Source organism: Streptomyces sp. NPDC006743 (assembly GCF_040703815.1).
In the GTDB taxonomy this organism is placed as follows: Bacteria; Actinomycetota; Actinomycetes; order Streptomycetales; family Streptomycetaceae; genus Streptomyces.
On sequence record NZ_JBEYJA010000007.1, the window covers coordinates 61,110 to 71,572 of the forward strand.

Annotated in this window: 12 protein-coding genes; 8 read left to right on the plus strand and 4 right to left on the minus strand. The window is 74.8% G+C overall.

From position 1 onward, the window contains the following. The first annotated feature begins 7 nt into the window (after nt 1-7). Nucleotides 8-1,237, plus strand: coding sequence for a cytochrome P450 (locus tag ABZ719_RS08640; RefSeq protein WP_366724466.1), 1,230 nt, complete (start codon nt 8-10; stop codon nt 1,235-1,237). A gap of 170 nt (nt 1,238-1,407) precedes the next feature. Further along, on the plus strand, nt 1,408-1,791 hold the full coding sequence (locus tag ABZ719_RS08645) for a tetratricopeptide repeat protein (RefSeq protein WP_366724467.1): 384 nt from the start codon (nt 1,408-1,410) through the stop codon (nt 1,789-1,791). An 83-nt stretch (nt 1,792-1,874) separates the two neighbouring features. On the opposite strand, the gene ABZ719_RS08650 is transcribed toward ABZ719_RS08645, so the two are convergent. Both ABZ719_RS08650 and ABZ719_RS08655 read right to left on the minus strand, forming a co-directional pair. Further along, nucleotides 1,875-2,804, minus strand: a complete 930-nt coding sequence (locus ABZ719_RS08650) for a M56 family metallopeptidase (RefSeq protein ID WP_366724468.1) — start codon at nt 2,802-2,804, stop codon at nt 1,875-1,877. Nucleotides 2,805-2,810: 6 nt separating this feature from the next. Next, nucleotides 2,811-3,314 carry a BlaI/MecI/CopY family transcriptional regulator gene (locus ABZ719_RS08655; RefSeq protein WP_366724469.1) on the minus strand — a complete coding sequence of 168 codons (504 nt, stop codon included), beginning with the start codon at nt 3,312-3,314 and terminating at the stop codon, nt 2,811-2,813. 64 nt (nt 3,315-3,378) lie between these two features. On the opposite strand from ABZ719_RS08655, the gene ABZ719_RS08660 reads away from it, so the two are divergent. Beyond that, nucleotides 3,379-4,023 (plus strand): peptide deformylase, encoded by a 645-nt coding sequence (locus ABZ719_RS08660; protein WP_366724470.1) that lies wholly within the window; start codon nt 3,379-3,381, stop codon nt 4,021-4,023. A 28-nt stretch (nt 4,024-4,051) separates the two neighbouring features. On the opposite strand, the gene ABZ719_RS08665 is transcribed toward ABZ719_RS08660, so the two are convergent. Further along, entirely contained in the window at nt 4,052-5,482 is a 1,431-nt protein-coding gene (locus ABZ719_RS08665) for an NAD(P)/FAD-dependent oxidoreductase (protein ID WP_366724471.1), read from the minus strand. Nucleotides 5,483-5,620: 138 nt separating this feature from the next. Between ABZ719_RS08665 and trxA the strand changes: the two genes are divergently transcribed. From trxA to ABZ719_RS08680, 3 genes are all read left to right on the plus strand, one after another. Beyond that, a complete protein-coding gene (gene trxA / locus ABZ719_RS08670) occupies nt 5,621-6,007 on the plus strand; it encodes a thioredoxin (protein ID WP_037859194.1) in 387 nt (128 codons plus the stop codon). Nucleotides 6,008-6,371: 364 nt separating this feature from the next. Then, the gene (locus ABZ719_RS08675) at nt 6,372-6,575 is read left to right on the plus strand and encodes a hypothetical protein (RefSeq protein ID WP_366724472.1); all 204 of its coding nucleotides are present in this window, start codon (nt 6,372-6,374) and stop codon (nt 6,573-6,575) included. Nucleotides 6,576-6,635: 60 nt separating this feature from the next. Further along, complete coding sequence (locus tag ABZ719_RS08680; protein WP_366724473.1) at nt 6,636-7,778, plus strand: NAD(P)/FAD-dependent oxidoreductase; 1,143 nt, start codon at nt 6,636-6,638, stop codon at nt 7,776-7,778. 157 nt (nt 7,779-7,935) lie between these two features. Here ABZ719_RS08680 and ABZ719_RS08685 read toward each other — a convergent pair whose 3' ends face one another. Then, nucleotides 7,936-8,598 carry a helix-turn-helix domain-containing protein gene (locus tag ABZ719_RS08685; RefSeq protein ID WP_366724474.1) on the minus strand — a complete coding sequence of 221 codons (663 nt, stop codon included), beginning with the start codon at nt 8,596-8,598 and terminating at the stop codon, nt 7,936-7,938. A gap of 117 nt (nt 8,599-8,715) precedes the next feature. Here ABZ719_RS08685 and ABZ719_RS08690 point away from each other — a divergent pair, with 117 nt between their 5' ends. Both ABZ719_RS08690 and ABZ719_RS08695 read left to right on the plus strand, forming a co-directional pair. Next, complete coding sequence (locus ABZ719_RS08690) at nt 8,716-9,279, plus strand: NAD(P)H-dependent oxidoreductase (protein WP_366724475.1); 564 nt, start codon at nt 8,716-8,718, stop codon at nt 9,277-9,279. A gap of 144 nt (nt 9,280-9,423) precedes the next feature. Next, the gene (locus ABZ719_RS08695; protein ID WP_366724476.1) at nt 9,424-10,407 is read left to right on the plus strand and encodes an alpha/beta hydrolase; all 984 of its coding nucleotides are present in this window, start codon (nt 9,424-9,426) and stop codon (nt 10,405-10,407) included. The last annotated feature ends 56 nt before the right edge of the window (nt 10,408-10,463 follow it).

Genomic DNA, 10,463 nt, shown 5'->3' on the forward strand with positions numbered 1-10,463 from the left:
GAGCGAGATGACCACGACCGAGACGACCGCGACGCTCCGGCGGATCCTCGACCACTCCTCCCGCGCCGACCCGTACCCCCTGTACGCCGAACTGCGTGAGACGCCCGTGGCCAGGCAGGACGACGGCAGCTACGTGATCAGCACCTACCGCGAGATCGCGGACCTCCTGCACAACCCCCACCTGAGTTCGGACACCCGGAGCCTGTGCCGTCCGCCGGCCGGGATCGAGGCGCAGGCCACCCCGGCGTTCATCAACCTCGACCCGCCCGAGCACGACCGCCTGCGCCGCATGGCGATGCGCCACTTCGGCCCCCCGCACACGCCGAGGCTGGTGACCGGCATGGAACCGGCCCTGGAGGCCATCGTCGGCGGGCTGATCGACGATTTCGCGGGCAAGGAGCGGATCGACATCGTCGACGACTTCGCCTATCCGTTCCCCGTCGCCGTGATCTGCCGCCTGCTCGGCGTGCCCCGCGAGGACGAACCGAAGTTCCACGTCTGGGTGGACGACCTGATCAACTCCATCGACTACGACCCCCGAACCGACCCGAAGGAGAAACTGGACAAGGGCCAACAGGCCCGCAGGGACCTGCGCGAGTACCTCGGCGGGCTGCTGGAGCACCGGCACGGCCACCCCGGCGACGACCTGCTGTCACGGCTGGCCAACGACGACGGACCCGACGGCCGGATGACCGACGAGGAGATCGTCGCCACCGCGAACCTCCTGCTCATCGCCGGCCACGAGACCACCGTCAACCTCATCACCAACGGCATGCTGACCCTGCTGCGCCACCCCGGCGTGCTGGAGCGTCTGCGCGGCGATCTTGGCCTGGTCGTTCCCCTGGTCGAGGAACTGCTGCGCTACGAACCCCCCGTGCACATCATCCCCTGGCGCGCGGCGTACAACGACATGACCGTCGCCGGCACCAGCATCCCCAAGGGGTCGCAGATCATGCTGATGCTGGCCTCGGGCAACCGCGACCCGGACCGCTTCCCCGATCCCGACCGCTTCGACCCGGACCGGCGGGACAACCAGCACCTGGGGTTCGGCAGCGGCATCCACCTGTGCTTCGGCGGGCCGCTGGCCCGGCGGGAGACACAGATCGCGCTGACCCAACTGGTACGCCGCCTCGACCGGCCCACGCTGGTGACCGATCCCCCGCCCTACCGGCGCAGCCCCGTGCTGCGCGGGCCGGTCCACCTGCACGTCGAGCAAGGCGGTGCTCAGCCCGCCTGACCGGTGCACACCTTCTCGGAGACCAGGCGGCGACCGGCGTGGGCACGCCGGGGGCGTGCGCGAACGTCCTGCCCGCGTGCAAGCGGTGGCCGCCGCCCCTGGGGCCCCTGACAGAGGTAGTGGAATTTTCAATCACCTGGTTCCGTTGTGGGCCTCGAAGGAGGTCACCAGTGGAGACCATGTACTACGACCACGGGGCCCCGGCGGAGCGCTGGGACCGGGCGCGGATGTTCTTCGACGCCAGGGACTACGCCGGTGCCGCGCGCGTGCTGAACGGGCTCGTCGATGAGGTGCCGGAGCAGACCGGCCCGCGGCTGCTGCTGGCGCGCGCCTACTACCACTCCGCCCAACTGCGCCGCGCCGAAGCCGAGTTGCGCGTCATCGTGGAGCGCGACCCGGTGGAGCACTACGCCCGGCTGATGCTGGGCCGCACCCTCCAGCGTCAGGGGCGGCACGAGGAGGCCGCCACCCACCTGCGGGTCGCCTCGGCCCTCGCCGGGGAGTTCGACGACGGGTCCGCCGACGAGGCGGGCGGCAAGGCCTTCGGAGAGTGACGTGGCCCCGCGGGTGACGTGCCCGCCCGCGTCGACCCGCGCCGCGCCGGTGGGCGGCCCGCGGCCCCGATGTTCCCCTGGCCCTACAACGGCGTCGCCGTCTGCAGGACCAGGAACAGCGTGACCGCCGAGTTCGCCGAGGACATCGCGGACACCACCGTGCCCGCGGCCGCTCCCCACGCCGCGGCGCCGGCCGCGGTGAACGCCGGCGGCCAGTCCCGGACGGCGGGCGCCGGTGCCAGCAGCGCCGCCACCCGGCGCGGGACCGGGCCGGTGGCGGCCAGCGCCGCGAGCGTGGGCGCCGGCGCGGTGGCCGACAGCAGCGCCGCCCTGCCGATGGCCCGTGCCACCGTCCGCCGGTCGCCGACCGCGCGGGCGGCCTCTTCGTCGGCCCACCGTTCGGCGGTGTAGGCGACGGCGGAACGCAGCGGGCGCAGGAACGGATTGGCGCGCGCCGCCAGGTGGACGGCGAGCAGATGGCGGTGGTGCCGGGCCGTCAGATGGGCGCGCTCGTGCGCGAACAGCGCGCGCCGCTCGGCCGGCGCGAGCCCGTCGAGCAGGGCCGTGGTGACGACGATCCGCCCCCGCGCGCCGGGCAGGGCGTACGCGTACGGGGTGGTGTCGGGGAGTACCGCGACCGTGGAGCCGCGCAGCCCGGTCAGGGCCCGGCGGGCGCGCCGGGTCACCCGCCGGTGGCGCCACAGCGTACGGGCGCAGGCCGCCGTGACCGCGGCCAGCGCGGGGATCGCCGCGCGGCCGGCCACGCCGTCGTACGGCACGGCGGCTCTGACCTCGGGGTCGGCCCAGCCGTCGGGCAGCGGGTTGCCGGGCAGTTGTGCGGTGCCGACCACCATGAGCAGGACGAGGCAGAGCGTGCTGCACGCCGCCATCACGACGGCGACGGCGGTCAGGAGCCGCGTGGCGGTGCGCGGGTGAAGGTGCAGTTCGGCCAGCCGGGCGACCGGCCAGGCGGTCAGCGGCAGCACCAGCGGCAGGAAGACGAAGACCCCCATCAGGTGTCAGACCCTTCCGTCCTCTCCGTCCCCTTCTACCGTTGCGCCCTCTCCCGCCGGCCCGCCCCCTCGGCACTGCCCGTCCTCGCGGTCCGGGTCTTCCTCGCCGCACGGCTGGTCCTCGCCGTGCCGCTCGTCCTCGTCCGCCGACTCCAGCAGCGCGCGCAGAACCTGCTCGTCGCCGGGCGGCAGCGCGGTGACGAAGCTGGCGAGGACCGCCTCGCGGTCGCGTTCCCCGTCCAGCAGGCGGCGCATCCTGAGTGCCGCGAGCCGGGCCACGTCCGCCGTCGGGGTCCAGACGAAGGAGCGGCCACGGCGCTCGCGGGAGACCACGTCCTTGGCGAGCAGCCGGGTCAGGATGGTGACGACGGTGGTGTAGGCCAGGTCTCCGCCGAGCCGCTCCTGCACCCAGGCCGCGGTCACCGGGCCGTCCGCCTCGCGGAGCGCGGCGAGCACCTGGCCCTCCAGTTCCCCCTGCCTTCGCCGGGTCCGCCGGTCCTGCGGCGCCATGTCCGTCTCCCTCCGGCGTCGACGTGCCGGACCACGCTACTTCACTCCGTGGCATGCTGGCGCGATGGCTTCTCCCAGTGCGCCCGCCCCCCTGGCCGAGCGGGTCGAGGAACTCCTTTCGGCCGACGGTCCGTTGCCCATCGTCGCGGCCGGTGATCCGGTGCTGCGGCGCGCCGCCGAGCCGTTCGACGGCCAGTTGGAGCCCGCGCTGCTGGCGCGGTTCACGCAGGCGCTGCGCCTGACCATGCGCGCGGCGCCGGGGGTGGGCCTGGCCGCCCCGCAGGTCGGGGTGGGGCTGCGGATCGCGGTCGTCGAGGACCCGGCACCGGTACCGGAGGAGGTACGGGTGGCCCGGGGCCGGGTGCCGCTGCCGTTCCGGGTGCTGGTCAACCCCTCGTACGAGCCGGTGGGCGCGAAGCGGGCCGCGTTCTTCGAGGGGTGCCTGAGCGTGCCGGGCTGGCAGGCGGTGGTGGCCCGGCACGCCGAGGTGCGTGTGCGGGCGCTCGACGAGCACGGGCACCGCGTGGACGAGGTGTTCACCGGCTGGCCCGCCCGCATCGTGCAGCACGAGACCGACCACCTCGACGGCACCCTGTACCTGGACCGCGCCGAGTTGCGCTCGCTGGCCTCGAACGAGGCGATGGCCGCGCGGTGGACGCAGCCGACGCCCGAGGAGGCCGCGCGCGCCCTCGGCTTCCCCCTGCGCTGACCGGCCCCGGAGGCCCGCCGCGGCCGGTTCAGCCGCGGTAGGCCTCCAGCAGCCGCAGCCACACCTCGCTGATGGTCGGGTACGAGGGGACGGCGTGCCACAGCCGGTCGACGGGGATCCGCCCGGCGACGGCGACGGTCGCCGAGTGGAGCAGTTCACCGACGCCGGGGCCGACGAAGGTGACGCCGCGCAGGATCCGTTCGTCGAGGTCGACCACCATGCGGGCGCGGCCCCGGTAGCCCTCGCCGTACAGCCCGGCGCCGGCGACGGAGGTGAGGTCCACGTCGACGGCGCGGACCCGGTGGCCGGCCTGTTCGGCCTCCGCCAGCGACAGCCCGACGGCGGCGGCCTCGGGGTCGGTGAAGACGACCTGGGGGACGGCGTGGTGGTCGGCGGTGGCGGCGTGCGGGCCCCAGGGGGCCGGTTCGCCCGCGGCGGTGCCGGCGGCGCGGGCGCCGATGGTGTCGCCCGCGATCCGGGCCTGGTACTTGCCCTGGTGGGTGAGGAGCGCGCGGTGGTTGACGTCGCCGCAGGCGTAGAGCCAGTCGGTGCCCTCGACCCGCAGGGTGTCGTCGACCGTGAGCCAGGAGCCCGGTTCCAGGCCGACGGTGTCCAGGCCGATGTCGTCGGTGCGCGGGGCGCGTCCGGTGGCGAAGAGGATCTCGTCGCCCTCGATGCGCTCGCCGGTGCCGGTGACGGCCACGACGGTGCCGTTCTCGCGGGTCACGGACTCCACGGAGGTGCCGGTGCGCAGGTCGGTGCCCGCCTCGGTGAGCGCGTCGGCGACGAGTTCACCGGCGAAGGGTTCCATGCGGGGCAGCAGTCCCTTGCCGCGCACCAGCACGGTGACCTGGGAGCCGAGGGCCTGGAAGACGGTGGCCATCTCGGTGGCGACCACACCGCCGCCGACCACGATCAGCCGCCGCGGCACCTTCTCGGCGCTGGTGGCCTCCCGGCTGGTCCACGGCCTGACCTCGTCGAGACCGGGCAGGTCGGGCAGCTGGGCGCGGGTGCCGGTGCAGACGGCGACGGCGTGCCGGGCGGTCAGGGTCCTGAGCGCGCCGTCCGGGCCGGTGACCGTCACGGTGCGCGGGCCCGCGAGCCGGCCGTGGCCGCGGTGCAGGTCCGCTCCGATGCCGTCCAGCCATCCCACCTGCCCGTCGTCGTGCCAGTGCGAGGTGTACTCGTCGCGGCGGGCCAGGACCGCGGCGGTGTCCAGCGGTCCCTGCACGGCCCGGCTCAGTCCGGGCAGGCGGCGGGCGTCGGCGCGGGCGATGACCGGGCGCAGCAGGGCCTTGCTGGGCATGCAGGCCCAGTACGAGCATTCGCCGCCGACGAGTTCGCTCTCCACGATCGCGGTGGACAGGCCTGCGGCGCGGGTGCGGTCGGCCACGTTCTCGCCGACGGGGCCGGCGCCGAGCACGACGACGTCGTACGTGAGGGTTTCCGTTTCCGTCATGGGGTCAGTCTGGTGGGTGGTGTGCCCGCAGGCCACATGGGTACGCGCGCGGAGCAGTGCGTTGCGCGCACGGAATAGCCCGTAGGGTCGGCCGTGTTGTGCGGACGGCTCAACCCGACACCAGGAAGAGGACACGCCATGAGCAGCACCGTGGAGCTGACCAAGGAGAATTTCGACCGGACGGTCACCGAGAACGAGTTCGTCCTCATCGACTTCTGGGCGTCCTGGTGCGGGCCGTGCCGTTCGTTCGCCCCGGTCTACGAGAAGGCGGCCACGGACAACCCCGACCTGGTCTTCGGCAAGGTGGACACGGAGGCGCAGCCGGAGCTGGCGGCGGCCTTCGGGATCCAGTCCATCCCGACGCTGATGATCGTCCGTGACCAGGTGGCCGTGTTCGCGCAGCCGGGCGCGCTGCCCGAGGCCGCTCTGGCGGATGTGATCGGGCAGGCCCGTGAGCTGGACATGGACGAGGTCCGCAAGGCGGTGGCCGAGCAGCAGGCGCAGGCGGGACAGTCCGGCGAGTAGACGCCGGTGACCTGCTCCGGCGGCGGTCGTGGTGGCGGACGGGGCCCTTCCCGGTGCGGGAGGGGCCCCGCCGCCGTTCCCGGACGTCTCGTCCGAAGCCGCCCGCGAGGTCAGCTGGACTCGCGGGGGGACTGGGTGACTCCTCGTCGTAGCCGAGGGGCGGTTCGGTGACGGGCGCGCCGTACGTCCTCCAGGCCGGGCCGGGAGAAGACGCCGAGGCCCGGTTCCTCGGGCACGACGACGCCGGCGCGACACCGGCCGGCGGCTGTGCCCGGCGCTGGGGGTGGACGGCGCGCCGGCGGACACTTCGAACACGTTCGTTACGAACTTGTTCGTGACGAACGCGTTCGATACGGTGAGGGGCGTGACAGCACATCCCCCCGCTTCGCGCAGCCGCAGCGACCGTCCCGCCGAGCCCGTCCTGAGCGGGGAGGGGATCGTGGCCGCCGCCCTCGCCGGCCCCCTGCCGGCCGGGACGCCCGAGGAGCGCCTGTCCGGGGGCGTCCGGGCGGTGATCAGCGGCATCGAACACACGCCGGTGCCCGACCGGCCGTGCCGTGACCGCTGAACGCGCCCCCGCCCCCTGCGTAGCCCCTCCGCTCCCCCTGCCGACCCGAGGAGAACCCACGTGTCCACCACGCCTCCCCACCACCCCGTCGCCGTGATCGGCGCCGGCCTCGGCGGGCTCACGCTCGCCCGTGTGCTGGCCGTGCACGGCATCGAGGCGGCGGTCTTCGACCTCGACGCCTCCCCCGCCGCACGCACCCAGGGCGGCATGCTCGACATCCACGAGGACTCCGGCCAGGCGGCGCTGCGGGCCGCCGGTCTGCACGAGCGGTTCCGGGAACTCGTCCTGCCCGGCGGCCAGGCCACGCGCGTGCTCGACCGGCACGCCGTCGTCCTGCTGGACGAGCCCGACGACGGCGCCGGCGGCCGGCCGGAGATCGACCGGGGCGATCTGCGGGACCTGCTCCTCGGCTCCCTGCCCGAGAACACCGTCCGCTGGGGCGCCAAGGTCACCGGGGCACGCCCGCTGGGCGGTGGCCGGCACGAGGTGGCGCTCGCCGACGGCACGGTCTTCACCACGGACCTGCTGGTCGGCGCCGACGGGGCGTGGTCGCGGATCCGTCCGCTGGTCTCCGCGGCGCGGCCCGCCTACAGCGGCGTGTCCTTCGTCGAGGCGGACCTCCTGGAGGCCGGTCTGCGTCATCCGGTCGCCGCCGGGGTGGTGGGCGAGGGGTTCTTCTTCGCGCTGGGTGCGGGCCGGGGCTTCCTCGCGCACCGCGAGACGGACGGCAGCGTGCACGTGTACGTGGCCGTCGAGGCCCCGGAGGACTGGCTCGACGGCGTCGACTTCGGCGACACCGAGGCGGCCAAGGAGCGTGTCCTCGCTCACTTCGACGGCTGGGACAAGAGCCTGCGGTCCCTGGTCTCCGACGCCGACGGCCCGCTGGTGCCCCGGCGGATCCACGCGCTCCCGGTCGGTCACCGCTGGGACCGGGTTCCCGGGGTCACGCTGCTGGGCGACGCGGCGCACCTGATGTCGCCGTTCGCGGGCGAGGGCGCCAACCTCGCCATGCTCGACGGCGCCGAACTGGCCGGTTTCCTCGCCGCCCGGCCCGATGACACCGAGGCCGCCCTGAGCGCGTACGAGGAACGGATGTTCCCGCGCAGCGAGGCGTCGGCGGCACAGTCGGCGCACAGTGCGGCCCTGCTGTTCCGCGAGGACGCGCCCCAGGGCCTGCTGGAGATGTTCGCCGCCCACGGCTGAGTGCGGCCCGGCCGGGAGCGGGCGCACGGCACGCCGGGGGCGGGACGCACCCTGTCGGGGACAGGGGGCCGGCGGCGGGAAGGCCGGGAACGGGATCAACAGGACCGCCGGGCCGGGGCGGGCACCGAGCAGGGCCCGGCAGCGGGGGCCACGGCGCTCAGCCGGGCCGCCTGGCACCCGTCAGGCGGTCGACCAGGTCGTACCAGCCGGCGTGGAGCCGCTCCATCGGCATCTGGCACTGCCGGGTCAGGTGGTGGAGCAGCGCGGCTTCCAGGTAGCCCATCAGCGCCTGGGCGAGGAGTTCGGCGTCCGCCCCGGGGACCGCCTGGCGCAGCAGCATGACGACATGGGCGTGGCGCACCCGGCGGGCCGGCACGAGGAAGCGGCGGTCGGGACAGGGTTCCGCGGCGAGCTGCAGTTCCAGGTCGTCGGCGGCGCGGCGCAGCGCGGCACAGCCGAAGGCCCGCAGCCGCTCCACGGGCGGCGCGCCCGGGCCCAGGGGAGGCGGCCCGCTGAGGAAGGAGGCCTGGAACTTGCTCTCGGAGTGGTCCAGCAGGGCGGTGAGCAGGCCGGTGCGGTCGCCGAAGCGGCGGAAGACCGTGCCCTTGCCCACCTGGGCGGCCGCCGCCACCGCCTCCATCGTGACGCCCGCCGCGCCGTGCTCCGCCACCAGACGGGCCGCGGCGTCCAGCAGCCGGGCGCGGTTGCGTGCCGCGTCGGCGCGCAGGCAGGGCTCGTCCGAACCGGCGCCGAGTTCGAGCAACACCGGCTGTTCTGAGGGCTCTTGAGGCGTGGGGAAGGGCGGCAGAGCGCTGGACATGAAGACAGCGTAAAGCATGGGGAACACAACTGGACCGCGGTCCGTTTAATCTGGTAGAAAATTAAACGGACCTCGGTCCGGTTGGTTACGGCAGTGTTTCACCCCTTGGAGTCCCCCATGTCTGTTCGCATTCTCGCGCTCGTCGGCAGCCTGCGCGCCGGCTCGCACAACCGCCAGCTCGCCGAGGCTGCCGCGAAGCTCGCCCCCGAGGGCGCCGAGGTCCAGGTCTTCGAGGGCCTGGCCGACGTCCCGTTCTACAACGAGGACCTCGACGTCGAGGGCGGCGTGCCGGCCGCCGCCGTCAAGCTGCGCGAGGCCGCCCTGGCCGCCGACGCCTTCCTGCTCTTCTCCCCCGAGTACAACGGCACCATCCCGGCCGTCCTGAAGAACGCCATCGACTGGCTGTCCCGTCCGTACGGCGCCGGCGCCTTCGGCGGCAAGCCGGTCGCCGTCATCGGCACCGCCCTCGGCCAGTACGGCGGCGTGTGGGCGCACGACGACACCCGCAAGGCCGTGGGCATCGCCGGCGGCAAGGTGATCGAGGACATCAAGCTCTCCATCCCGGGCTCCGTGACGCGCTTCACCGAGACGCACCCGGCGGACGACGCCGAGGTCGCCGGCCAGCTGACCGAGGTCGTCGCCCGCCTGCGCGGCCACGCCGACGAGGTCATCGCCGCCTGAGCGAGCCGTACCACCGGGAGGGCCGGAGCCGTGCGCGGCTGCGGCCCTCCTTGCCGAGGTCACCCGCCCGGCGGGTACACGGGGGGCGGCGCGTCCGGGAGCGGGCGTGCCGCCGTACCCGTCGTGCCCCGGCAAGGAGACGCCATGGAACCGGTCCCGCCCCCGTTCGACCCGGAGCTGGCCACCGCTCTGGAAGAGGCCGGCGACCTGGCCCGGCCCGGGCTCACCCCCGAGGACATCGCCGCCGCCCGCCGGGACGGGGACGCGGCCTCGGAACTGTCGGCCGCGCTGGACCTGACGCTGGGCGGCGCCTTCGAGGCGGCGGACCTGACGGTCCCCGGCCCCCCTGGCGCCCCGGCCGTCTCCCTGCTCGTCTGCCGCCCCACGGCGGCGGCGCCCGGCACGGCGCGGCCCGTGCTGTACCACGTGCACGGCGGGGGCATGGTCCTCGGGAACAACCGGCTCGGCGTGAACACGGCCCTGGACTGGGCGCAGGAGCTGGACGCGGTCGTGGTGTCGGTGGAGTACCGGCTGGCACCGGAGCATCCGCACCCCGCGCCCGTGGAGGACGTGTACGCGGGGCTGGTCTGGACGGCCGGACACGCCGCGCGCCTGGGCGGCGACCGGCAGCGGATCGTGCTCGTGGGGGCGAGCGCGGGCGGGGGCCTGGCCGCCGCCCTGGCGCTGCTGCTGCGCGACCGGCGGGGCCCGCGTCCGCTCGCGCAGATGCTGCTGTCCCCGATGCTCGACGACCGCAACGACACGCCGTCCGCCCACCAGATGGCGGGCGTCGGCCCCTGGGACCGCACGGCCAACGAGACGGGCTGGTCGGCGCTGCTGGGCGAGCGGCGCGGTGGCCCGCACGTGTCGCCGTACGCCGCGCCGGCCCGCGCCGGGGACCTCGCCGGCCTGCCGCCCGCCTTCCTCGACGTCGGCTCCGCGGAGACCTTCCGTGACGAGGTCGTCGCCTACGCCTCCCGCCTCTGGCAGGCCGGGGGCGCCGCGGAACTCCACGTCTGGCCGGGCGGCTTCCACGGCTTCGACGGCCTCGCCCCCGGGGCGGCCCTGTCCCGCTCCGCGCGGACCGCCCGGCTGGACTGGCTGCGCAGGGTGCTCGCGACGCGATGAGGCCGCTCCCGCCAGGCGTCCACGACGGCCGGCAAGGAGCCCTGCCCCGCCCCGGA

What these genes read in the sequence shown, in the direction of transcription:
- ABZ719_RS08640 (WP_366724466.1), top strand. Translation starts at nt 8, where the DNA reads ATGACCACGACCGAGACGACCGCGACGCTCCGGCGGATCCTCGACCAC.
- ABZ719_RS08650 (WP_366724468.1), bottom strand. Translation starts at nt 2,804, where the DNA reads ATGGGGGTCTTCGTCTTCCTGCCGCTGGTGCTGCCGCTGACCGCCTGG.
- ABZ719_RS08655 (WP_366724469.1), bottom strand. Translation starts at nt 3,314, where the DNA reads ATGGCGCCGCAGGACCGGCGGACCCGGCGAAGGCAGGGGGAACTGGAG.
- ABZ719_RS08660 (WP_366724470.1), top strand. Translation starts at nt 3,379, where the DNA reads ATGGCTTCTCCCAGTGCGCCCGCCCCCCTGGCCGAGCGGGTCGAGGAA.
- ABZ719_RS08665 (WP_366724471.1), bottom strand. Translation starts at nt 5,482, where the DNA reads ATGACGGAAACGGAAACCCTCACGTACGACGTCGTCGTGCTCGGCGCC.
- trxA (WP_037859194.1), top strand. Translation starts at nt 5,621, where the DNA reads ATGAGCAGCACCGTGGAGCTGACCAAGGAGAATTTCGACCGGACGGTC.
- ABZ719_RS08685 (WP_366724474.1), bottom strand. Translation starts at nt 8,598, where the DNA reads ATGTCCAGCGCTCTGCCGCCCTTCCCCACGCCTCAAGAGCCCTCAGAA.
- ABZ719_RS08690 (WP_366724475.1), top strand. Translation starts at nt 8,716, where the DNA reads ATGTCTGTTCGCATTCTCGCGCTCGTCGGCAGCCTGCGCGCCGGCTCG.
- ABZ719_RS08695 (WP_366724476.1), top strand. Translation starts at nt 9,424, where the DNA reads ATGGAACCGGTCCCGCCCCCGTTCGACCCGGAGCTGGCCACCGCTCTG.